The organism is Bacillus sp. GC_Bacil_1 (assembly GCF_026540675.1).
GTDB lineage: Bacteria > Bacillota > Bacilli > Bacillales > Bacillaceae_G > Bacillus_A > Bacillus_A cereus.
In genome coordinates, this window is the sequence record NZ_JALNUG010000013.1 from 166,918 (window position 1) to 190,134 (window position 23,217).

Sequence of the window (23,217 nt, forward strand, 5' to 3'; positions counted from 1 at the left end):
AGCACACTGAAGTTCATCCTTTGTTTCTGTGCCTTATTAGATAAAAATAACACAATAAATTATTAGAATGTGATAGTTAAAATTTTATTTTTAAATCTTTTCTATTTTTAAACCTTTTCTCTTTTCTTAAACATTAACAATTTCTTGATAATCTGTTTAAAGTAAGGAAATACAGGATAGAAAATAGCTATTAATAAAGAAAATACAGTTAAGCTAGATACCTTAAGTTATTTTATAAGTAATTAAGCGTTAGTTTGAATTAGTAGGGGTATTATATGTGTTTTAACCTCAAGTGTATATGTTTAAGGTTAAAGAATTTGTGAGTGGTATAAAAGTAGCGGAAGTCTGGAAGAAACGGATATAATCGGTTTCTTCTAGACTTTTTTGCTTTTTGTAATATAAAAAATTTATTTTTCCTACATGAGGAATTTTTTTGTTTTAATATTTGAATTTTTTGTGAAATTAAATGAAGTTTTTATTCTTCTTTTAATACATAATGTTACAAAATTGCTTAATTGTATTTACTTTATTTTTATAGGAGATTAAAAATAATAATAAATGTACCAATTTATGAGAGATATTAATATATTAATTGACGATTTGTTCGTTTATCCCTATATTGCTATTATATTAGCGAAAGCAATATATTGGGGGGACAAAAATGAAATTGAAATTAACATCTAAATTGGAAAGATTAAGAACAAGTAAAAAGGGGATTGGTGCTTGTGTTTTGGCTGCAGGCATGACAGCAATCACAATGACTCCTCAAAGTGCGTATGCACACGGGTTTGTTGAAAAGCCGAGTAGTCGTGCTGCTTTATGTAGTCAGAATTATGGGGCATTAAATTTAAATTGTGGAAATGTAATGTATGAACCTCAAAGTCTAGAAGCACCTAAAGGGTTTCCCGATGGTGGACCGATTGATGGTAAAATCGCTTCGGCAGGAGGACTATTTGGAGGAACTCTTGACCAACAAACAACAAATCGTTGGTTCAAAAACACAATTAAGGGTGGAGAAAATACATTTACATGGAAATATACAGCAGCACATTCTACAAGTAAATGGCATTATTACATTACAAAAAAAGGATGGGATCCTAATAAACCATTAACACGTGCGGAATTAGAACCAATTGGAACTGTAAAACATGACGGTTCGGCCGCATCAAATAATTTAACACATACAATTAATGTACCAACTGATCGTAATGGTTATCATGTTATTTTAGCTGTATGGGATGTAGCAGATACGTCAAATGCCTTTTATAATGTAATTGATGTAAATTTAGTAAATAATGAAACACCTGATACAGTAGCTCCAAGTCAACCAACTGAATTAAATGCCTCTAAAGTTTCTGCCAATAGTGTTGAAATAACATGGAAGGCCTCTACTGATAATATAGGTGTAAAAGAATATCAAGTGTTACGTAATGGAGAAGTAATTAATACGGTACCAGGTACAACTTTTATTGATAAAAAACTAAAAGCAGATACGGAATATACTTATACAATAAAGGCATTAGACTCTGCTGGAAACATATCAAAAGAAAGTGAAAAACTAAAGGTTAAGACAACACATGCAATCCCAGATATAGAGGCTCCAGCTCAACCAAAAGGATTACATAGTATGGGTACAACGGCGACAACTGTTGATTTGATGTGGAGTCCGTCAGAAGATAATGTAGGTGTTGACCATTATATTGTATATAGAGAAAGCGCTGGGGTTATGAATAAAATTGGGACGGCGGCTAATACATCCTTTATGGATAAAGATTTGAAGGCTAATACATCGTATAAATATGTAGTGACGGCGGTTGATTTAGCTGGAAATGAATCTAGTAGAAGTGATGTTTTGAATGTAACAACAAAGTTAGAGGATTCCGCATATGAAAAATGGGATGCAAGAAAAGCATATACTAAAGGTGATAGAGTAATACATGAGGGGAAAGTGTACGAAGCGGTTCAAAATCATCAAGGAAATGGCGACTCAAATTGGATTTTTGCTTTATCGCTTTGGAAGCCAGTTTTGAATAAATGATAAGCTGAAAAAGGTAGTTAACAAATTTGGATTGCTCTTTAAAAATTAAGGGCCGTTCCAAATATAATTATCTAATGGATTAAATGATATGTTAATAAAGTGAAATTTTAATCAGTGAAGGTTTTGTTCATCCCCCACTGATTATCATCCCTCACCAATCGGGCTTTTACGGGCGCCCGTTAATGCGGGATAAAATTTAAACGCCATCCTAATGTTTACGAAATGAAATTAAAAAAGAATCCCAATGGAATTCCATTGGGATTCTTTTTTTCTAATTTGTAATAGCGTATATTTTCACTGTGAATTTTCTAGTGGCACCAATTGGACTTGCAATATAATATTTAGTATTTGTGTAAGCTTCAGTCCTAGATTCATGTGAAATATTTTTCCAACGAGTAGAATCTATTCCTAGGGAAACATCAATCATTACATTGAAAGAAATAGTAGAAGGATAATCTTTTTCTGAAGGCTCAATAACCCATTTTAATTCTTTGGTACCTACAGGTAAACTATCAATTTTAAAGTTTTGGCTGGATCGATTTTGTTGCCCTGATAAAGGACTAGATTCAGATGATATTTGTGAAATTAATATTTCTTTTTCATTTGAATGTATACCATTTAATTTAATGATACTATCAATTAAACCTGGACCGGGAAAATCAGCTGCGATGATACCAGAATGTTTAATTGCGCCTTGTTGTAAGAGTTCGGTCCCAAGTGTATTCATCCCCCCATAGTATACTTGTCCGTTTCTATCACGAGGGAAATCACTCCACGCATTAGTGGAATTCGTTTGAATCAATTTAGGACTACTGTCAGTATTCCTGCTCTCTTTTCCGCTTGCAACAAACCAAGGATATACATTATTTAAAAATGCGGCTGCGCCTCCCGTACCACTAAAATGGTTGAGATAAATTTTTCCATTATTAAAATTAATATTTGTATTTTGTAGATGGTTTTTTATCGCAATCCATTTTGTATATATTTCGTCTGGTCCGCTTCCAATTTCAAATTTATCTTGTATATTTAAACCTTCGTAATCAATCCCGTACAATTGAGCGGATGTAAAGTTTTGTAAGATTACAATTTTTCCGCGGGTATCTCCTAAAGTAGGGTTATTTCTATCTGAAGTTGGTACGGAATTAGGATCCCAAAAATATGAAGCATTAACGTTTTTATATTTTAAAAATATCTCCTCAAATGATAGAGATCCACTTTCAGGATTAGTTTCTTCTTTTAAGCGCATTAATATTGTTTCTGTTGGATGATCTTTTAAAAATTGAATGGTCTCTTTTAATACATCTTCAAACACTGCTTTTTGATTTACAACGCCATGATACATTGCAAAAGAATCTTTTACACGTTTAACACGCATATCTACATATCGAATTCCGGAATTTAATTGTTGGGATAAACTCATAGTTTGATTTCTTGTCAAATTTTCATCAAGAAAACTCGCTCCATGTAAAGCCATCGTACCGTGAGTCCCTGGAATAGATATTTCACTTATTTTTGTTGAACCTTCTATTTTCGACATCCACGATGGATTTTGATACCCTATATTGGATTCATAGGAGTAACCTGGATGACTATCAGCTAAAATAGTAGATGGTGTACTTAAACTTGCTAGTGTAATACAAGTAAGGATGCTAATTTTAAAGAAATTTCTCATTTTTATTTTGTTCATTTTTTCTCTCCTGACCTTTAAACAATTGTTATATGATTTTTTACTATATTTATTGTTTTTCATTCTTAAGATAATAAATTTTTGTATTTAAAAATAATTAACAATAGGAGGAGTAAGTTATTTGAGACTTTAATAATTTTTTATTATAAATTGTCCCTAATAGCCAAGCGGATTCTTGAAAACTCGAAGTATAGCCTCCAAAAAACAACTGTTTATCGTATTGAATACAAACAAAACAGAAGTCCTAAAAAAGACTTCTATTTTGTGACATATAATGAATGATAAGGTGGTAAACAAATCAAGATAATGTGATTGAGTGGTAAAAATTTATTAATAGCTGTTTTAGAATCTCTTATAACAAGGCTGATTACAAAAAGCGGATCTCTACACTGCTAATAAAAATTGAAAAATTCTACTCATTAAAACTTAGACTAACTACAGTTGCAATTGATTGGGCTGCATGTTCCCAGCTTCCATCTATAACTTTACCAATCTGCTGACCAAGTGCATTTAAATCATTTGGATTAACTGGAATTCCATTATACGCAGCAAGAATTGATAAAAGTGGAGCAGCAAATGGTGTCCAACCACCTCTATCAATATTAAATACAGGTTTATCTAGTACCTTTCCATCTTGTACTGTAAACTCATAATAAAATTGATCATCTGGACGAAAACTTAAATGATGAGAGATTTGCCCCTTAACATATTTTTTTCCTGCACCTAGATTTACTACTTCTATTTCCTTTACATTAAATTCATGTTCAAATACTTTGATTTTTTTGACTTCTGGACCATTTAAGGCAGCTTGAACGGCTGTTTCCAAATTGTTTTGTGCAAAAGGTTGAATACTCAATTGTGCCTCTTTTTGTTGAATAGGAGCCTCCTTTTCTGCAGCAAACACCGAGGTAGTAGGTAGTGCACCTGTAGCTAACGTAGCTGCAAGTGCCGTTGTCATCATGATTTTTCGTTTCATCTTCATAGTTTTCCTTCCTCTCTTAAAGTTATGATATATAATTTTTTAAGATTGACACGGTACAATTTTTTTCATAATGCACGCAAAAAACTGGTTTAAGAACTATGTGAAAAACGTGTCGGAAAATTAAAATTAATTATATATGTATTTTAAATGATATATATCTACACATATTTTTTCAATTTTTAGATAAATTAAACAGTCATTACTGCATAAGAGTCAATTTAGCACTTTATTTATCTATACACTTCCTATAAACACATTTAGTTCATAGTAAAAGTAATATATTTGATATTAAATGTCTTGCATAATGCGATAAAATTTCACAATTTTTTATCAATATATACAGAAAAAAGTAACGAAACTTAAGTGATATTTAATACTTTTCATATTTGTGAAGTATGTGAATTTACTTATTGTAACATCTAAGATGTTAGATGTTGTTTTTTAAACATTACTTATCCGGATTCATGAAAAGTATTTTAATATATTTTTTATTTTATATAAAAATATATAGTTTTAATATTAAAACTAAAATATGGAAGTAACATAGGGGATTTACGCATATAGTAATGTTGATGGTGAAATTAACGAAATTTTCATTTAAATCAGATAAATCTATGATGTTTTTAACTTATAATAATGTTACTACGATGAAAAAATGGCTACTAATTAGTTAATTTAAAAATCAATTTTAGATAGGAAGAGGATAATGAAGACCAGAGATACTTATAAAATTATTGTAATTGGTGCTGGGACTGCAGGAATATCTTCTACTGCACATTTATTAAGAAATATCCCCCTATTGAAAGAAAGTATAGCGATTATTGATCCGTCAAAAAAACATTATTTTCAGCCACTATGGAGTTTAGTGGGGGGAGGAATTGTTTCAAAGGAAAGTACAATGCGTGATCAAGAATCGCTTATTCCAAAAGGGGCAACGTGGATCCCTAAAAGTGTTGTTAAGTTATTTCCGGATGAAAATAAGATACTGTTAGATGACGGACTGCTGCTTGAGTATGAAATTCTTATTGTAGCAGCTGGTATACAAATAAATTGGGAAGGTATTAAAGGCTTAAAAGAATCTATTGGGACTAATGGGGTATGTAGCAATTATTCTTATACATATGTTGATTCTACTTGGAGAGAAATCGAAAAATTTAAAGGAGGAAATGCGCTTTTTACCCACCCTAATACTCCTATTAAATGCGGTGGTGCTCCACAAAAAATTATGTATTTAGCAGAGGAGTATTTTTGTAATAGTGGTGTAAGAAACAGAAGTGAAGTAATGTTTTATTCTGCAAACAGTAACATCTTTCAGGTTCCGCGATATGCAAATACTTTAGAACAAGTACTAGAAAGAAAGCAAATTATAACGAACTATAATAAAAACTTAGTAGAGATTATCGCTGAAAAAAGAGAAGCAATTTTTGAAGATATGCAAACAATGAAAAGAGAAACAGTACCATATAGTATGATACATGTTGTTCCACCAATGGGACCACCTAACTTTATCAAAGAAAGTGAGATAAGTGATCATCAGGGCTGGGTAGATATAAGTCCTTATACTTTGCAGCATGTACAGTATAAGAATATTTTCGGACTTGGAGATTGTACCAATTTACCTACCTCTAAAACTGGAGCAGCAATTCGAAAGCAAATACCTGTCTTAAAACAAAATATTATGGACGTACTTAACGGAAGAGACTTGCAGGCTAAATATGATGGATATACATCATGTCCGATTGTTACAGGATATAAAAGTCTTATACTCGCTGAATTTAACTATGAACATGAGCCACAAGAAACGTTTCCATTTAATCAAGCGAAAGAACGGTATAGTATGTTTTTACTTAAAAGATATATGTTGCCATATATGTATTGGAATTTAATGTTGAAAGGGATTATGTAAGGAAAGATAGAGAGTAGTTGTAAAAATTGAAAAGTAATTTGAAATAAGTATTCGGAGGGAATAGTTATGCTTTTAAAATATTTTTATGATGAAAAATTAGCTCATGCTTCCTATTTAGTTGGTTGTCAGAAGGAAGGCGTAGCAATTGTTATTGATCCTAGCCGCTATATAGAACAATATATAGAATTTGCTAAGAAAGAGGGGATGGAAGTAATTGCTGCGGCTGAGACTCATATTCATGCCGATTTTCTTTCTGGGTCTAGAGAACTTTCTTATCTTTATCATGCAAATTTATATGTATCTGATGAAGGAGATTGTGATTGGAAATATCAATATCTTAACGAAGGTCGATACAAATTAGTTAATGAAGGCACAGAGTTTAAAGTAGGTCATATAAAATTTAATGTAATTCACACCCCAGGGCATACGCCTGAAAGTATCTCTTTTTTAGTAACTGATACAAGTCAAAATAATTTTACGAATGATAAACCGATAGGGATTTTCACAGGTGACTTTATATTTGTAGGAGATATAGGAAGACCTGATTTATTAGAAACAGCTGTTGGTATGAAAGATACAGCACAAATAGGAGCGAAACAATTATTTGATTCTATACAAAAAGTAAAAATACTCCCTGATTATTTGCAAATATGGCCATCACATGGTGCAGGAAGCGCATGCGGAAAAGCATTAGGAGCAATTCCAACTTCTACATTAGGTTATGAAAAGATGTTCAATTGGGTATTTCAATGTAATGAAGAAAGTGATTTTGTATCGATTTTATTGACGGGACAGCCAGAGCCTCCAAAGTATTTTTCATTAATGAAGAATTTAAATAAGTATGGTCCTCCAATTCGTAAGAAGAGAAAGATTACTACTATTAATACAGTAGAAGAACTCCAAGAAGTTATGAGGAGTGTTCAGCAAATAGTTGATATAAGGGATGTAGAGAGTTTTGCTTCTGGTCACATTGAAAAATCAATTAACATACCTTATAACAATTCTTTTACAACTTGGTGTGGATGGTTACTAGATTATAAAACAGAGACTTTAATCATTCTAGATGAGGAAAAGGTTAAAGTGGAGGAAGTCATTAGGGACTTTGAATCTATTGGGCTAGATAATATTGTTGCTTTTGTACCTTTAAAAGTAATAAAAAAATTTGATATATTAGAAAGTTACAAGGAAAAAACATCAATTGAATTATATCGGCATATAAAAGATAGAAGTGTTAAGGTTATCGATGTGCGTAGTAAAAAAGAGTGGGAGGAAGGACACCTTCATGATGCAATACATATTACTTTAGGTAATCTATTTGAGAAGATAGATTCTATACCAAAAGATTGCCCAATAGTTTTACAATGTCGAACCGGGTTGCGTTCAGCTATAGCAGCTAGCATTTTACAAAAAGCTGGTATAAAGGAAGTAGTGAATTTAAAGGGGGGATTTATTGCATGGAAAAAAGAAGGGCTTCCTTATACAACATGCAATCTCAACGCGTAGGAAAATATTATATGACAGGTAAGAATAATTAAAAGAAGTTATAGATGACGTGTTAGACAAGGAAAGCATAATTGTTGCAGCTTCAGGAAATACATTAGGATTATTAATTGATTATCCAGTTAAATATGAAAATGTAATGTTTGTTTCAGCATTAAAGAATTTGACATTGGATCCATCTTTTATCGAATGGCAGTGTTGGAAGTACTTAGGTATTATCAATAAGAACCCAATCAAAAATTCTCTTGGATGCAAGAGAATTTTTTTATTGGGAATAGTAAGGGTGAGGGGAGGTGCATTACAAATGGGAAAAGGTAGAAGTAATAATGCTGGGAAAAAGCAACCGAATTTTGATGATTCATCTAATTTTGCTAAACAAAGTCAACCGACAGAAAAGAAGAAGAAATAAGAACAGGAGCTCTCTTGATAAAGGGAGCTCCTGTTCAAAGTATATTGACGTTCCAGAACAACATATCGATGAATTAACCCAATAGTCTTAAAAACAAGGTTTGAATTTTTACAAATGGCACTTAATTTAATATTATTGTCCTGCTTTTTTATACTTATTGACGCGTTAAATTCATTTGAAATGCTCCCTTAATGGCGTTGGGCGTGACCTCAATTAAAATTTTTTAAACCTAATGGGACTTACCATTAAGAGGGCGAGGATTAAAGTAATCCATGCATTGCTATATGAAAACAATCCCATACCAGCCAATGATAATCCTGCAGCTGGAATAGGTAACCCCTTAAAATATCCAATAGTTGGTTTAATACTAAATTTAGCTAATCTTAAAGCACCCATTATTGGGAAAAGGATAAATGCTAAAGAAGTTAAAATCGAAGGTGTTGCTATCGTATGAAATAAAAGCGCAGGAGCGACGCCGAAACTAACAATATCAGCTAAGGAATCCAATTCTACGCCAAACTCACTGTTCACTTTTAATTTTCTCGCAATTCTTCCATCAAGAAAATCTAAAACAGCTGAAAAGAAAATGAAAATGGAGGCTACTCCCAAATATTCATTCATATTCAAGGTGATTGAGAAAACGCCGCACAATAAATTTCCAATCGTAAATAAATTCGGTATGATTTTTACAAGCTGATTAAACAAGTTTGTTCCTCCTAAATTAATTAAACTTCACATTTCTGTAGCAATTTCTATATATTCTTCCGTTATTCTTAAAAATATATGACCACTGTATTACTGTAAGCTAATTAAATTTCGATAAGAGAAAAATTGATTTCTTAAACGTTCCGCTGGTTTATAAAAATGTTTAATCATTTTCAGTACGCGTTATTGAATATTAGCACTTGATAGTTGATATTTCGAGTAGTCAGGGATTTTCCGGTTCTGGTGCAAAAAATTCAAGGTAATTAAAAATAATCTCTAAAAAGGAGACATAATGATACTATTATTTTAAAAAGGTTCGTGGTTGGTATCGAATATAAAAAATTGGAATTTTTATACAAAAAGCACCCGAAAGGGTGCCTTTTGTACCTCTTAAAATGACTGAAGATGCGTTTACTTGAGTTCATTAGATAGTTAGAGGTTGATAGACTATCTTTAACGAAAATGTTGCGTAGTTCATCTACATTATATATCGATTTAATAATGAACGGGGATTTAGAAAGTTCCAAGGAAAGTACATATCAACCTGATTGGAAGATTGGAAATTTAATAACTGGTGATACATTTTACTTAACGCAATATTTTGGTGCGCAAATGAAAATTTTTAAAGTCCACACAAATGGTACCCTAGAACGATTTCAAACAATAGAACCAGAATTAAAATAAAATTTTTGCAGGATCAATTAAATTCATTCCTTGTTATGCAAACACATTTTCAGCGGAAATAACTTCATCACTATTTTGCGCTAGACAGACTTTATAAAAAATGGTTACATTTCCTGATCTTGAAATAATCCTCTCAAATTGCAATTCTACTTTTTTTGCAAATTTTACTGCATCAACAATATTTGTAGAAGTAAATGCTACAAAAGTTTTTCAAATGAAATTTATAAAAGCTTGATAGGCAATACCAAGGGAAAAGACCGTAGCTACCATATGTGCAGTCCATTTAGGCATATTTAAATTTAATACGGTATTGTACAAGATTCCATATACGATACAAATGATTAATACAAATGCAATGAATTGAAGAGCTAACAAAAATAGTGGTTGATCCATTTATTCTCACTTCCTTTGTTTGATATATTAATATAATTTATTTGAAAGTAGAAGTTTTATTTCTATAAAGTTCCAAAAAATTGATGTGAAAGGGATATTAGTAATCACAAGAATTGATGCAACTATGATGTAACTAAAAATAGTATTACAAAATCAATAAAATAGTAAAGAAGGTCGCCATTCACGGCGACCTTCTTTACTATGCGTTATACCCAAATAATTTTAAATCTTCTCCAGACCCTGAAATGATTTTCTCAAAGCGTAATCCTACTTTTTCTAAAAGCTTTCCTGAGGCGATGTTATCTATAGAAGTAATTGCTACAATTCGTTTCATGCCGAGCTTTTGTACACCGTATTCGATTATTGCAGAAGCTGACTCGTAGCCATATCCTTTTGAACGGAATGTTTCTAAAAAGGCAAATCCGATATCAACGTCTTCTAATGAATCTCTTTTAATAAGGCCACACATACCAAGTGGAGTGAGATCTTCTTTTCGTTCTACTAAGTAAAGGCCAAATCCGAGTTTGTTATACATATCGATGGGACCGTTTACAATATAATTTTTTGCATCTTCTAAGTTTCTAACCCCTTTGTCACCGATAAACTGAATCCATGCAGGATCGTTTACTAACTCAAGAATAAAAGAAGCGTCTTTTATATCAAACCAACGAAGATTTAGACGTTCGGTTTCAAGAACTATCAATTATTACACCACCTTTAAAAAGTTATAACAATTAGTATGGATTGTGTAAAACAAAAGTGCAACATATTTTAATGGGGGTGTTTGTTCACATAAAGTTCGTTTGTTTTGTATAGAGAGATATTTTATAATTAGGATTGATTGTAAAGAGTGAGATACTTATACAATGACTCCTAGGTGACTAGGAGTTTTTACTATATAACTATCATTATTACTAAATATGACACACTACACATTCTACTCAAGGAGGTACATAATGAAGAAATTATATAATGCATCGTTTACGTATTTGATTATCGGTTTATTATCAGGGATTTTCGCTAGGGAGTATGGTAAGTATAAAGGGATTTTAGGATCTACTTTGTTAAATCTTTTGCATACACATACACTTGTACTTGGCTTTTTCTTCTTTTTAATTGCTTTAGGATTAGCAAAAGTATTCGCGTTTCATGAAGTGAAAGGGTTTAATAAGTGGTTTGTTTTACATAACATTGCATTAACATTAATGTTAGGTTCGCTAGCAGTGAGAGGGCTTCTTCAGTTAAATGGAGCTGACTTTAAAGGGTTAACTTATATTGTAGGGTTTTCTCATTCGTTGATGGCAGTTACTTTAATTTGGTTTATGTTGTTAATAAAGAAATCGTTTAAAATGTAGTGAAAAAGAACTTGTAGCGCGTGCTGCGGGTTCTTTTTTGTATGTTCAGGTTAAATAATCTTATTTTTCTAATTATTTTGTATAAAGATGGTATACTTGTTTTAAAATTAAAAAGGAGAGTTGATTATGGAAATAACAATTGAACATGTAGTAAATGAATTAAGAGGCATACTTCCTGAAGATCGAGTAGTAATAAATATGACAGTACGAGAGTTACATAGTAAAGATGAATCTTACCACGTTAGTAGTTTACCTGATGTAGTTGTTTTTCCAAAAACGACCGAAGAAGTTAGCACGATAATGAAAATAGCGAGTCAGCACGGAACAGCTGTCGTTCCATTTGGAGTAGGATCCAGTTTAGAGGGACATGTAATTCCTTACGAAAAAGGAATTACAATGGACTTTTCTCTTATGAACAAAATACTTGAAATAAGAGAAAAGGATTTTCTTGTGAGGGTACAGCCAGGGGTGACGCGCTCTCAGCTTAATAAAGAATTGAAAAAGTATGGATTATTTTTTAGTGTAGACCCAGGAGCTGATGCAACGTTAGGAGGAATGGCTGCTACAAATGCGAGCGGAACGACAGCGGTAAAGTATGGTGTAATGCGTGATCAAGTTCGAGATTTAGAAGTCGTTCTTGCTGATGGAGGAGTAATACATACCGGGAATTTAGCGGCGAAGTCATCATCAGGTTATCATTTAAATGGTATTTTCGTAGGATCAGAAGGAACACTTGGATGTTTCACGGAGTTAACTTTAAAAGTATACGGTATACCAGAACATGTTATGGCTGCGAGGGCATCGTTTCCAACTATAAATGATGCAGTAGAAGCTGTAATTAACATATTACAAGCAGGTATTCCAATCGCGAGAATTGAACTCGTTGATGAATTATCTATGAAACAAGTAAATTATTATAATGAAACAAGTTACAGAGAAGAACCGACACTGTTTTTAGAGTTTCACGGCAATGAAGCAGGGTTAAAGCAAGATATTGAATTTACGAAAGAAATCGTTCTTGATCATAAATGTATAGAAATTACGTTTGAGACGGAAACAGCAGCGAGAAATAAACTGTGGGATGCAAGACATAACTTAGCGTACTCTTACGTGCATAGTTATCCTGGTAAAAAGCTAATGAGTACAGACGTATGTGTGCCAATTTCGGAATTAGCTGGAGCGATTCAACATGCGAAAGAGGTATTAGATAAAGTAGGACTTATTGGCGGTATTCTAGGTCATGTTGGAGATGGGAATTTCCATGTACTCTTAATGATTGACACAAATGATAAAGAGGAAGTAAAGAAGGCGGACGAAATAAACGAAAGTATCGTTCTGTATGCTCTTAAACGAGGAGGAACGTGTACAGGAGAACATGGCGTTGGAATCGGAAAACGAAAGTATCAAGAAGAAGAACATGGGGCGGCATTATTTGTAATGGAGAAAATAAAGAAAGCTCTTGATCCGCAAAATATTTTGAATCCGAATAAGGTGTTTCAATTAAAAGATAGGGGCTGAGTGGATGAAAGTACTAGAAGCGATAAGTAATATAGCTGGAAAGTATTTTGCATTTTGGGTTATTTGTATTGCAGCTGTTGCATATTTCATTCCCGCGCCATTTCTCGGGTTAACTAGTTACATAACGATTTTACTTGGGGTTGTCATGTTTGGGATGGGATTAACATTGAAGGCTGTTGATTTCAAAATCATAGCTACAAAACCATTACCAGTTATTATCGGTGTATGTGCTCAGTTTATTATTATGCCACTTGTCGCATACGTACTAGCCTACGTTATGAATCTGCCAGCGGAATTAGCAGCTGGGTTAGTGTTGCTCGGTTCAGTACCGGGTGGCACTGCATCAAATGTTATGGTTTATTTAGCAAAAGGGAACTTAGCGTTGTCTATTGCAATGACTTCAGTATCAACGTTACTAGCACCAATTGCTACACCGCTCATTCTACTATTACTTGCAGGGCAATGGATGCCAGTAAATGCTATGTCCATGTTTCTTTCTATCGTACAAGTCATTATTGTGCCTATTATTTTAGGACTAGTAGTGAAAAAGTTTTTCCCTCATATCGTTAATAAAGGAATGACTGTTATTCCTTTAATATCAGTTGTAGCAATTATCATAATTGTTTCTGCAGTTGTTTCAGCAAATGTAAGTAGCATTACTTCTTCAGGACTTCTTATCTTTATTGCGGTGATGCTCCATAATGCTTTCGGTTTTTTGCTCGGATATATAACTGCGTTCGTACTTGGACTAGACGAAGGGACAAGAAGGGCTATTTCAATAGAAGTAGGAATGCAAAATTCAGGTTTAGGTGTTGCGCTGGCGACAGCACATTTTGGACCGGTTGCTGCACTCCCGAGTGTATTAGCGGCAGTATGGCATAACATTGCAGGGCCAATATTAGCAACCATCTGGTCAAAAAATACAAAGAATACTTTCAGCGATGAAAATGTATCAATAAATATAGAAAAATAGGAATGATAAATAATGCAAAAACGTATTGTACATTTTGAAGGAATGGTTGTATTTTTAGCCACGATTTATATGTATTCGATATATGAGTTTAGTTGGATTATATTTTTTGTATTCCTTTTAGCGCCGGATCTATCAATGTTAGCATATGGTATTAATAATCACGTTGGTGCGAAAATATATAATGTATGTCACACATATATCATATCCATATTAATTGTTCTAATAGGTGTCTATTTTAAGATGGATATCGTTATAATGATTGGCTTAATATGGACAGCACATATTGGAATGGATCGAATGTTTGGATATGGATTGAAATATGAGACGGATTTTAAGGATACTCATATTCAGAGGTTATAAGAAAAAGTATTCATATTTACAGCGGGTCTATTAAAATATTGAACAAAATTCAGTGAATGAATTTCGTTCAATTGTTGAGAAATATATATATAGATAGATATAAATAATCGAATTATGTTATTTTTATGATAATTAAAAGAAGGAGAGTGGATTTGATGAATATACAAATCACTGGCAATGAATTAATTAATAAGATGCTGAATGATTGGTATCGAGATATTAGAGCTCAACGTATAAGTGAAGCAAAAAAATTAAAAGAAGAGATCGATAAAAAGCTTTATATTATCGAATCAGATATAAAGGTTTCATTTCACTATTATCTGTTAGAATTTCGATATAAAGTGCTAATAGATGGTTTAGGTAATTTGAAAAAAGCTTTTGATAAAATAGATGCATTGCCTAAACCAAATGATGAATATTCTAATTATTATTATTATTTATTCAAAGCCATTCATTATACAATTCTTACTAATTATAGTGAAGCTAGCAACTATTTTGAAAAAGCTGAAGGGTTATTAGAGTATATTTCAGATGAAATTGAATATGCAGAGTTTAATTATAGAGTTGCTATATTAAAATACCACTTGCATTACGCATATTCAGCTATTGAATACGCTTCAAAGGCAAGAGATATCTTTGTTAAACAAGCAGGGTATGAAGTGAACATAGCGCTGTGCGAAAATATATTAGGATTATCTTTTTCGGAATTAAAGCAGCATGATAAAGGTGAGGAATATATTGCGTCAGCAATAAACATTTTACAAAAAAATGATGCAGAAATGTTAGTATTAAGAATCAGACATAATTTAGGTTTATTGTATGCGAGTCAAAATCTTTCAGTTTTAGCAATTAGACACTTATCTGAGGTTTCTAAAAAAATGCCTACTCATTATAAGGCAATTTTTTTAGAGGCAAGAGAATATTATAAATTAGGTGAAATAGAAAAAGCGAAGGAATTAATTGAAAGTGGATTGAAGGTTTGTGAGGAATTAAAAAATGATGAATATAGATATCACTTTTTAATTCTAAAGGGATTTTGTCAGCATTTAGAGGTAGGAAAAATAGAAAAAATTATTCTTGAAGGTTTTTCTTACTTTGAAAGAAAAAATTTATCGGAGTATATTCACGAATATACTGAAAGTCTGGCATTAGAGTTTCATAAAGTAGGTAATATAGAAAAAGCAGAAAAGTATTTTTTTATGAGTTATGAAATAAAAAAGAGAATATTTGAAAAAGAAGCATTAAAATAAAGAAAAAACTTGGATTATCTATAATGGGAATAGCAGCTGGAGTTATGGGGTTTTATGGTAGAAGGTCTTTGCAATAAATTAGCTCACAGTGGATATGGTGGAACGTTTATAATTATAAAACCTAATGAAAATCCATATGCTGTCTCTGAAGATACAACGATGCCTGCAAAACAAACCTTCTATTGAACGTGGGTAATTAAACAAGTCACAAATTATAATTTGTGACTTGTTTAAGGTTGGATACTAAATGTGTTGCTTTCAATATTGAAAGCAACTTTTAAGTTTGTGATTAATAGTTAACTTAATAAATTTTGGGTTAAAATAAAAACAAATTTTTAATCAAGTCCCACAAAAAGTACGATAAGGGCGATTCGTCGGTGCAGGCGGAATGCAGTATTCTTCTTGATCTGTAGAATACGCATAAGGATTTGATAAAGCTTCAAGGAGTTTCTCCAATACGCTATAGTCGTCATTTGTAACAGCTGCTTCTAGTGCTTCTTCTACACGGTGGTTCCTCGGGATGATTGATGGGTTATTATTTTTCATCATCTCGTAGGCGTTTTCTTTTGATTGTTCTTGTCTTTCTAATCGAGATTGCCACAGTTTGTACCATTCTTTAAATTCAGGACTTTCAAATAGAGCTGTATTTTCGATAGCATCGAGAGTTAATGAACGGAATGTATTTGTATAATCCGCTTTATATTTCTCCATCATTTTTAAAAGTTGCTCAATAAGTGATTGATCTTGTTCTTCGTTGCTAAATAGTCCTAATTTCTTTTTCATTCCAAGGAACCAATTGTTTTCATACTGTACGCTAAATTTCGAAATTTCGTCTTGAGCGATTTTTAGTGCTTCTTCTTCATCTTCGTGCAGAATCGGTATTAAAGATTCTGCTAGTCGTGCGAGATCCCATGCGGCCATATATGGTTGATTTCCATATGCATAACGACCTTGTGTGTCAATAGAGCTAAATACGGTTCCTTGGTCGTAATTGTCCATAAATGCACAAGGACCGTAATCAATTGTTTCGCCACTGATCGTTATATTGTCAGTGTTCATTACGCCGTGAATAAATCCAACAAGTTGCCATTTTGCGATAAGACTGGCTTGTCTTTTAATGACTTCTTGTAGTAATGCAGTATATCGGTTTTTATGAGATTCAATTTCTGGGTAATGCCTTTTTATCGTATAGTCAGCTAGTGATTTCAGGTCCTCTATTGAACCACGAGCTGCAGCATATTGAAATGTACCGACCCGTATATGACTACTAGCGACTCTAGTTAAAATTGCTCCAGGTAATTTTGTTTCACGATAGGTTGGTTCCCCGGTTGTAACAACTGCTAAACTGCGAGTAGTCGGAATATCAAGTGCATACATTGCTTCACTAATAATATATTCACGTAGCATCGGACCGAGTGCAGCACGGCCATCTCCTCGGCGTGAATAGGGAGTAGGGCCAGAACCTTTCAGTTGAATATCGAAACGCTCACCTGAAGGAGTAATTTGTTCGCCAATTAAAAGAGCACGACCGTCGCCTAACATATTAAAATGTCCGAATTGATGACCAGCATATGCTTGAGCTAATGGATGAGCTCCTTCTGGAAGTCCATTGCCAGCGAAAATGGCAATTTCAGCTTCCTTTTTCAGTTCTTCAGGGGTTAAGCCAAGAGATATCGCTAATGAATGGTTTAGTTTAACTAACTCCGGTGAACTTACGGGAGTAGGGGGGATTTCTGTATAAAATGATTGTGATAAAGTCGTATAACTATTATCTAAATTCCAACCTGTTTCATTATTTTTAGTCATTGTATCTCCTCCTTTTTGTATTTTAAATTATGTATTTGTACGTATATATTCTTTGTAAAGTTAACTAAAAGTATAATATAATATTTCCCCTTGCAATCTATTGTAAGGACTTCATTGCACTATGTCTATTTAACAGTAAATACAAAACTCCATTTTAAAAAAAATGGAGTTTTTATTATTACTTAATTTTTACAATTATCTTTCCTTTTGCTCTTCCAGACTCTGAATATTCCATTGCTTTTTGCGCATCTTCAAAAGGAAAAACTCGATCGATTACAGGTTTGATTTGTCCAGCTTCAATATAGTTTGCAATAGTACGTAATTGATCCCCGCTTGGCTTCATAAATAAAAATGAATATTGAGCATTATGCTTTTTTTCAAGTGCAGTAAGTTTTTTGCTGGCTAATGAAAATAAGAGAGTTTTAAAGAATCCTGAACCAAATTCTTTACCGAAGCGAGCGTTCGGCATGCCTGAAACGGAAACAATGTTTCCTCCGCTTTTTATAATATTGAATGATTTTTCAAGTGTTGCACCGCCGATTGTATCAAATACGGCATCATAATTTTTTAGTATATCTTCAAATTTCTCTGTTTTGTAATTAATAATTTCATCTGCGCCAAGAGACGTTACTAAATTCGCACCAGCTTCACTAGCAGTCGTTGTAACAATGGCACCCATTATTTTTGCTAGCTGAATAGCGAAAGTACCAACACCACCGGATCCAGCGTGAATTAAAATCTTTTGTCCTTTTTGTAATTGCATGATGTCATGTAATGCTTGATATGATGTTAAGCCAACGAGTGGAATCGAAGCAGCTTCCTCAAAATTTAAATTTTTCGGTTTTAAAGCTATATCATCTTCATGAATGGCTATATACTCCGCGAAAGTACCAATCTTATTTTTTCTTGGGCGTGCATATATTTCATCATCGACTTTAAAGTTAGTCACTTTTGCCCCAACCTTTACGATGACACCGGAAAAGTCATTACCAAGGATTAGGGGCATCTCATATTTAAGCAACATCTTCACTTTTCCATCGCGTATTTTAAAATCAATTGGATTAATACTAGCTGCATGAATTTCTGCGAGCACTTCATACTCATTAATTTCAGGAGTAGGTACCTCTGCCATACGCATTGGGACTTTTCCGTACTTATCAATTATCATTGCTTTCATTTCTTATACCTCCAAGTTTTAATAAAAGTTTTGCAATAGCTTCTCAATATCTAATACAAGATTTTTTAATAAACCTAATTTTGTACGTATATCAATATAATAAAAATTCTTTGTACCTTCTTTTCTCATTAAAATAATGCCAGCTTCTCGTAAAATCTTGAGGTGATGTGATACGGCTGGACGGGAAAGGTGTGTTTGCTTCGTGATTTCTCCTACACGTAATCCTGTTTGACATTCCGTTTCCATTAGCACTAATAAAATAGCTTGACGTGTTTCATCACCAATTGCCAATAATACTTTTTGAGAATCAATAAAATCTTTTTTTATAATATTTAATTGTTCTTGTTTATTCATTTCAATCACTTTGCCTCCAGGTAATTAGTCGAAAGGTTTAAGATGATGAACCATTACTTCGATACGGTAATGCTACATGATTGTTGTATGAGGTGCAATATTGAGAAAGAAAATCGAGACGAATGAATTTTTTATTGTTGAAAATTATAGGGAGATAGAAAAGGGATTGGAAGGACTACATAACACAATAGATGAGGTTTTAAAAACAAAAAATGATGTAACAATAAAATAAGCGGTCGTAACCTTGTATAATCCATAAGGTTACAATCGCTTATAATGTTTGTATTATTTTTGATTTTTACGATAGAACATGGTTCAACGTAAAGTACGTTCTTTTGTTTTACACTTTCATACAGACACAATTCAGGTGGATTATAGATGTATGAAAAAGTAAAAGGAATTTTGGGGCGTAATCTATCTATATGATAATTCAAAATAAAATATAAGTCTATATTTTAATGTTTTTTTGATTATATTTATGTCACTGAGCTCAGAACAATGATGTGGAGGGTAAATATATGAAATCGAATTATGTACCAGTTTTAATTGTTGGAGGGGGATTATCTGGGTTAGCGTCTGCGTTATTTCTTGCAAAACATAACATTGAGTACTTACTTATTGAAAGGCATCCGTCTACTGCCATTCATCCGAAAGCAGGCGGTCTTACTTTACGTACAATGGAGTTGTTTCGAGAATTAGGCTTGGAAAAAAGAATTAAATTGGCAGGTAAAGCATTAGAGAACTGCCGAGGAAGAATAGCGGTTCATACAATAGCTGAGGCGAATAAAGAAGAATTGGAACAAATGAGAGCGACGCAATACGGAAACGATGAAGAGTTACTTCAAAAAATAGAAAAGATTAGTCCATCAAAACAAACTGCGTGTTATCAAATTATTTTAGAAGAGATGATGTTACAAGAAGCGAAAATGCTAGGCGGGCAACTATCTTTTTATCATGAATTAGTTTCATTTGAACAAAATGAAAACGGGGTAAAAGCAAAGATTCGAAATCGTGAAACAGAAAAAGAAAGTGTCATACATTGTGACTATGTAATTGCAGCAGATGGAGCGAAAAGTAAAATACGTGAGCAGTTAGGGATTAAAACTGAGGGGCGTGGAACCATTGGTGGCTATTATATGAATATTTATTTTGAAGCAGACTTAAGTGAGTTTATACAAGGAGACGCATTCGGTTTTTCGATGGTAGTTCATCCGGAGGTTCTTGGTGCACTTATCCCGGTTGATAACGTAAAAAAATGGATTTATCATGTAGCCTACGATCCATTAAAAGGAGAGGGGCTAGAGGACTTCACTATAGAACGTTGTAAACAAATTATTCAAATAGCAATTGGAAGTACAAATGTTGAATCAGAAATATTAAGTGTTTTACCGTGGGAAGCGGCCGAAAGTACAGCGGTGAAATTTCAAGAAAATCGAACCTTTTTAGTTGGAGATTCAGCACATATTATGCCGCCAACAGGAGGACTTGGTTCAAATACAGGAATACAAGATGCACATAACTTAGCTTGGAAATTAGCGGCTGTTATAAAAGGGAAGGCAAAACCAAAACTGTTAGAAACATATCATGAAGAGAGACACTCTGTTGCAAAATTAACGACAGCTTATGCAAGTAGTTTACTGTTTCGTGCTGCGAATAGAGAGGAAGGCAGTTTGAATAATATGGATGGTTTAGCTGTTACAGTTGGATATCAGTATTGTTCAGAGGCGATTATAGATAATTCAGTCACTCCACATAGAATGGATAGCATAGAGTTGAACGGAAGACCTGGAACGCGAGCGCCACATTTATGGGGAACGTATGAAGGGAAGGAAGTTTCTATATTAGACTTATTCGGTAACAGTTTTGTATTACTTACAAGAGTAGAAAATAGTTCTTGGGCTGAAGCAGCACATACTGTTTCAGCCAAATTAGGAATAAATATAAAAGGGTATCGTGTTGGCTTAAGTGGAGACTTTATTGTTCAAGAAGATATTTTTAGCAAATTATATGGTATAGAGAATGGAGGTGCTGTATTAATTAGACCAGATGGCTTGATAGGATGGTGTTCGGAAAAAGCGGTAGTAAATCCAGATATAGTATTGGACGAGGTAATGGGAATTTTATTATGTGATTTTTAAGTGAAAATAGAAGTATTGTCTTATATGGGACAATACTTCTATTTTTTTTAGCTGACAAAATAAAAATTATGAAGTGAAAAGACATTATTATTATAAAAATATGTATTAATTCTCTTTCTTTTTTGTTGTTAGAATTTTTTTAGTTTTTAGTTTTAAACGTTGGTAATTACTAGATTGAATCATTTTTTTATTGTATTATATTTCCTAGAGATTACATATTACACTAGGGAGTGGGACTACTTGACTATTGAACCTCTTATTTTATCAAATAAAGAAGTATATGTATTAACTGGTATATTTGACCATGAAACGATGATTGGAATTGAGAACCCCTTTGAAAATTGATCAGATGAGGAAATAGACAAAGAATTGGATGTAATGTACGAGAATTGGACAAACGAAGAGCTACTCATAATAAAAGAAGATGAAACATTATGTGACAAACAACTTTTAGAATATTTTCGTATTTGTTTAACTACAGGGTTTGTTATTGAAGTACAGATAAGTAAAAACAGCGCTTTAGAAAAAAACATTTTCTATTTTAGTGAAAAAAAAGTTATACAAAATGTAATAACAGATGCTAACGGTGAAATACAATGTACATTTAAAGAATGCGGGGCACCAGAGGTAGCTTGGCAATTTATATATCAAGCATTACAGCCTAAAAATACTTTCTCTCATCCAAATTATACATTTAAAATCCCTTCTTCTGCATATAAGGAAAATATTTTAAATCAATCAAACAAGCAATTAGTAGATTACTTGAAACTTTACTTAGATGATGAAGCTTCCTTAGAGTTAGCAAACATTATACATAATCGTGAAGAGTTAAATACTGTTCAAGTTCATTATTATATAAAAGACTCATGGTCTACAGACTGTATTCATTTTTTATATAGTCAAAATCAATATTGGCTAATCCAAAAAGTTTTAGATAATGAGCAAACACAAACGAATTTTATTTGTCTTGACACCTTTACAATTGCTGAAGAGATAAAGAAAATGGTACTTTATCTTAAATCATTAGGCGGTGAAACAAGGTGAGTGGCGAAATTAAGGTTACTCCTGACCATTTAAGGAAATTGTCTTCTAATATAGAACAAACAGCTCATGAGCTGTTTGAAACATATCAACGTATCAATCAGCAGTTATTTGATATTCCATTCCAGGTATCTGGAAGAGATGCTGTGTTAAATCAATCCCAATACGCAGGATCAATGTTAGCTACTATAACGACCGCTTTAAAAGAACATAGTGATTCATTAAGAAAAGCTGCTGATCGTTTTGAGAAGGCTGATCAACAAGAAGTTTCATTTGGAGAAGAAGCAATTGATATAAATTGGTTCGCACCGTTTGGTGGCGATATTGGTGATTGGAAAGATAACCCTGCAGGGTCTGCATTTACTTTACTGGGTACTGTAACGGAAGGTGCAGCTGCCTATAAATTGGCATCTTTACATAATAAAGGCTTGCGTGTAACACCCTACACAGATAGAAAAGGAAAAGAAATGGTAAGATTTCAAAATCGGACCGTACTAAAGGATAAAAATGGACTTAATGTGATAAGGCGTACAAAATTACCTTTAGCCGAAGTAAAGCAAATAGACGATGTAAAAAGACATGTTTTATCACCAAAAGAATTTCTTAAAGATTCATTGAAATTAAAAACAAATGCTTTAGGCTATGCAGCTGTAGGATGGGATGTAATTAATGATACAAAGGAAAATATTGAAAATAAAGCGTCAAAAACTAAGATAGCTGGTGATATTATTGGTGATGCAGCAATTGGGGTTGGTACAACTGCTGTAAGTGCCTTTGCGGGAGCCAAGCTAGGTGCAGCTGTTGGAACTGTTTTTGGCGGTCCAATCGGAACTGTTGCTGGAGCTTGTATTGGCTTTGGTGTTTCTATAGGAGCTAGTATAATAACAGATGGAATTAAGTTTAACAAAGGTGATTGGAATCATGATGGTAAACAGGATTCA

General features: G+C 33.0%; 23 protein-coding genes. 15 read left to right on the plus strand and 8 right to left on the minus strand.

The features are described from left to right. The first annotated feature begins 661 nt into the window (after positions 1-661). Complete coding sequence (locus OXT04_RS20120) at positions 662-2,038, plus strand: lytic polysaccharide monooxygenase (RefSeq protein ID WP_025966609.1); 1,377 nt, start codon at positions 662-664, stop codon at positions 2,036-2,038. 271 nt (positions 2,039-2,309) lie between these two features. Here the strand turns inward: OXT04_RS20120 and OXT04_RS20125 are convergent, their stop codons facing one another. Together OXT04_RS20125 and OXT04_RS20130 are read right to left on the minus strand one after the other, a co-directional pair. Next, the gene (locus OXT04_RS20125; protein WP_065229160.1) at positions 2,310-3,725 is read right to left on the minus strand and encodes a phosphatidylinositol-specific phospholipase C; all 1,416 of its coding nucleotides are present in this window, start codon (positions 3,723-3,725) and stop codon (positions 2,310-2,312) included. Between the two features lie 412 nt (positions 3,726-4,137). Continuing rightward, positions 4,138-4,707, minus strand: a complete 570-nt coding sequence (locus OXT04_RS20130; protein ID WP_061661124.1) for a hypothetical protein — start codon at positions 4,705-4,707, stop codon at positions 4,138-4,140. Positions 4,708-5,413: 706 nt separating this feature from the next. On the opposite strand from OXT04_RS20130, the gene OXT04_RS20135 reads away from it, so the two are divergent. The 3 genes from OXT04_RS20135 (at position 5,414) to OXT04_RS20145 (ending at position 8,522) form a co-directional block, all read left to right on the plus strand. Next, on the plus strand, positions 5,414-6,613 hold the full coding sequence (locus OXT04_RS20135; RefSeq protein ID WP_061661125.1) for an FAD/NAD(P)-binding oxidoreductase: 1,200 nt from the start codon (positions 5,414-5,416) through the stop codon (positions 6,611-6,613). 66 nt (positions 6,614-6,679) lie between these two features. Continuing rightward, positions 6,680-8,116 carry an MBL fold metallo-hydrolase gene (locus OXT04_RS20140; protein WP_098329517.1) on the plus strand — a complete coding sequence of 479 codons (1,437 nt, stop codon included), beginning with the start codon at positions 6,680-6,682 and terminating at the stop codon, positions 8,114-8,116. 49 nt (positions 8,117-8,165) lie between these two features. Beyond that, positions 8,166-8,522, plus strand: a complete 357-nt coding sequence (locus OXT04_RS20145; RefSeq protein ID WP_000884563.1) for a hypothetical protein — start codon at positions 8,166-8,168, stop codon at positions 8,520-8,522. Between the two features lie 213 nt (positions 8,523-8,735). Here the strand turns inward: OXT04_RS20145 and pssA are convergent, their stop codons facing one another. Beyond that, a complete protein-coding gene (pssA, locus tag OXT04_RS20150) occupies positions 8,736-9,227 on the minus strand; it encodes a CDP-diacylglycerol--serine O-phosphatidyltransferase (protein WP_016512483.1) in 492 nt (163 codons plus the stop codon). 501 nt (positions 9,228-9,728) lie between these two features. Between pssA and OXT04_RS29815 the strand changes: the two genes are divergently transcribed. Beyond that, positions 9,729-9,911: a DUF5065 family protein gene (locus tag OXT04_RS29815; protein WP_043352867.1), complete on the plus strand. Its 183-nt coding sequence runs from the start codon at positions 9,729-9,731 to the stop codon at positions 9,909-9,911. 210 nt (positions 9,912-10,121) lie between these two features. Here the strand turns inward: OXT04_RS29815 and OXT04_RS20155 are convergent, their stop codons facing one another. Continuing rightward, a complete protein-coding gene (locus OXT04_RS20155; RefSeq protein WP_071714626.1) occupies positions 10,122-10,304 on the minus strand; it encodes a hypothetical protein in 183 nt (60 codons plus the stop codon). A 199-nt stretch (positions 10,305-10,503) separates the two neighbouring features. Next, on the minus strand, positions 10,504-11,007 hold the full coding sequence (locus OXT04_RS20160; RefSeq protein ID WP_016512486.1) for a GNAT family N-acetyltransferase: 504 nt from the start codon (positions 11,005-11,007) through the stop codon (positions 10,504-10,506). A 253-nt stretch (positions 11,008-11,260) separates the two neighbouring features. Between OXT04_RS20160 and OXT04_RS20165 the strand changes: the two genes are divergently transcribed. The 6 genes from OXT04_RS20165 to OXT04_RS20190 all read left to right on the plus strand — a co-directional run bounded on the left by OXT04_RS20165 (position 11,261) and on the right by OXT04_RS20190 (position 15,946). Further along, on the plus strand, positions 11,261-11,659 hold the full coding sequence (locus OXT04_RS20165) for a DUF2871 family protein (RefSeq protein WP_016512487.1): 399 nt from the start codon (positions 11,261-11,263) through the stop codon (positions 11,657-11,659). A 126-nt stretch (positions 11,660-11,785) separates the two neighbouring features. Next, positions 11,786-13,177, plus strand: a complete 1,392-nt coding sequence (locus OXT04_RS20170; protein WP_016512488.1) for an FAD-binding oxidoreductase — start codon at positions 11,786-11,788, stop codon at positions 13,175-13,177. A 4-nt stretch (positions 13,178-13,181) separates the two neighbouring features. Further along, on the plus strand, positions 13,182-14,150 hold the full coding sequence (locus OXT04_RS20175; RefSeq protein WP_072939282.1) for a bile acid:sodium symporter family protein: 969 nt from the start codon (positions 13,182-13,184) through the stop codon (positions 14,148-14,150). A gap of 12 nt (positions 14,151-14,162) precedes the next feature. Beyond that, complete coding sequence (locus tag OXT04_RS20180) at positions 14,163-14,510, plus strand: DUF4260 domain-containing protein (protein WP_001172065.1); 348 nt, start codon at positions 14,163-14,165, stop codon at positions 14,508-14,510. Positions 14,511-14,665: 155 nt separating this feature from the next. Beyond that, positions 14,666-15,760: a response regulator aspartate phosphatase gene (locus OXT04_RS20185; RefSeq protein ID WP_267417067.1), complete on the plus strand. Its 1,095-nt coding sequence runs from the start codon at positions 14,666-14,668 to the stop codon at positions 15,758-15,760. Between the two features lie 54 nt (positions 15,761-15,814). Then, positions 15,815-15,946, plus strand: a complete 132-nt coding sequence (locus OXT04_RS20190; protein WP_000229164.1) for a hypothetical protein — start codon at positions 15,815-15,817, stop codon at positions 15,944-15,946. A 153-nt stretch (positions 15,947-16,099) separates the two neighbouring features. Here OXT04_RS20190 and OXT04_RS20195 read toward each other — a convergent pair whose 3' ends face one another. From OXT04_RS20195 to OXT04_RS20205, 3 genes are all read right to left on the minus strand, one after another. Next, positions 16,100-17,566, minus strand: coding sequence for a protein adenylyltransferase SelO (locus OXT04_RS20195; protein ID WP_267417069.1), 1,467 nt, complete (start codon positions 17,564-17,566; stop codon positions 16,100-16,102). Positions 17,567-17,744: 178 nt separating this feature from the next. Beyond that, complete coding sequence (locus OXT04_RS20200) at positions 17,745-18,743, minus strand: NADP-dependent oxidoreductase (RefSeq protein WP_075717383.1); 999 nt, start codon at positions 18,741-18,743, stop codon at positions 17,745-17,747. 18 nt (positions 18,744-18,761) lie between these two features. Continuing rightward, on the minus strand, positions 18,762-19,106 hold the full coding sequence (locus OXT04_RS20205; protein WP_000571870.1) for an ArsR/SmtB family transcription factor: 345 nt from the start codon (positions 19,104-19,106) through the stop codon (positions 18,762-18,764). Between the two features lie 91 nt (positions 19,107-19,197). Between OXT04_RS20205 and OXT04_RS20210 the strand changes: the two genes are divergently transcribed. The 4 genes from OXT04_RS20210 to OXT04_RS20225 form a co-directional block, all read left to right on the plus strand. After that, positions 19,198-19,329, plus strand: coding sequence for a hypothetical protein (locus tag OXT04_RS20210; RefSeq protein WP_001227549.1), 132 nt, complete (start codon positions 19,198-19,200; stop codon positions 19,327-19,329). Positions 19,330-19,615: 286 nt separating this feature from the next. Continuing rightward, positions 19,616-21,235, plus strand: a complete 1,620-nt coding sequence (locus OXT04_RS20215) for an FAD-dependent oxidoreductase (protein ID WP_097821701.1) — start codon at positions 19,616-19,618, stop codon at positions 21,233-21,235. 357 nt (positions 21,236-21,592) lie between these two features. Next, positions 21,593-22,279: a hypothetical protein gene (locus OXT04_RS20220; RefSeq protein WP_267417088.1), complete on the plus strand. Its 687-nt coding sequence runs from the start codon at positions 21,593-21,595 to the stop codon at positions 22,277-22,279. Then, positions 22,276-23,217, plus strand: a 942-nt coding sequence (locus OXT04_RS20225; protein ID WP_267417078.1) for a WXG100 family type VII secretion target, incomplete at its 3' end; no start/stop codon positions are given. The genes OXT04_RS20220 and OXT04_RS20225, both read left to right, overlap by 4 nt.

Excerpts from the sequence above, each read along its gene's own strand:
- OXT04_RS20120 (WP_025966609.1), top strand. The coding sequence starts at position 662 with ATGAAATTGAAATTAACATCTAAATTGGAAAGATTAAGAACAAGTAAA.
- OXT04_RS20125 (WP_065229160.1), bottom strand. The coding sequence starts at position 3,725 with ATGAACAAAATAAAAATGAGAAATTTCTTTAAAATTAGCATCCTTACT.
- OXT04_RS20130 (WP_061661124.1), bottom strand. The coding sequence starts at position 4,707 with ATGAAGATGAAACGAAAAATCATGATGACAACGGCACTTGCAGCTACG.
- OXT04_RS20135 (WP_061661125.1), top strand. The coding sequence starts at position 5,414 with ATGAAGACCAGAGATACTTATAAAATTATTGTAATTGGTGCTGGGACT.
- OXT04_RS20140 (WP_098329517.1), top strand. The coding sequence starts at position 6,680 with ATGCTTTTAAAATATTTTTATGATGAAAAATTAGCTCATGCTTCCTAT.
- OXT04_RS29815 (WP_043352867.1), top strand. The coding sequence starts at position 9,729 with ATGAACGGGGATTTAGAAAGTTCCAAGGAAAGTACATATCAACCTGAT.
- OXT04_RS20155 (WP_071714626.1), bottom strand. The coding sequence starts at position 10,304 with ATGGATCAACCACTATTTTTGTTAGCTCTTCAATTCATTGCATTTGTA.
- OXT04_RS20165 (WP_016512487.1), top strand. The coding sequence starts at position 11,261 with ATGAAGAAATTATATAATGCATCGTTTACGTATTTGATTATCGGTTTA.
- OXT04_RS20170 (WP_016512488.1), top strand. The coding sequence starts at position 11,786 with ATGGAAATAACAATTGAACATGTAGTAAATGAATTAAGAGGCATACTT.
- OXT04_RS20175 (WP_072939282.1), top strand. The coding sequence starts at position 13,182 with ATGAAAGTACTAGAAGCGATAAGTAATATAGCTGGAAAGTATTTTGCA.
- OXT04_RS20180 (WP_001172065.1), top strand. The coding sequence starts at position 14,163 with ATGCAAAAACGTATTGTACATTTTGAAGGAATGGTTGTATTTTTAGCC.
- OXT04_RS20185 (WP_267417067.1), top strand. The coding sequence starts at position 14,666 with ATGAATATACAAATCACTGGCAATGAATTAATTAATAAGATGCTGAAT.
- OXT04_RS20190 (WP_000229164.1), top strand. The coding sequence starts at position 15,815 with ATGGTAGAAGGTCTTTGCAATAAATTAGCTCACAGTGGATATGGTGGA.
- OXT04_RS20195 (WP_267417069.1), bottom strand. The coding sequence starts at position 17,566 with ATGACTAAAAATAATGAAACAGGTTGGAATTTAGATAATAGTTATACG.
- OXT04_RS20200 (WP_075717383.1), bottom strand. The coding sequence starts at position 18,743 with ATGAAAGCAATGATAATTGATAAGTACGGAAAAGTCCCAATGCGTATG.
- OXT04_RS20215 (WP_097821701.1), top strand. The coding sequence starts at position 19,616 with ATGAAATCGAATTATGTACCAGTTTTAATTGTTGGAGGGGGATTATCT.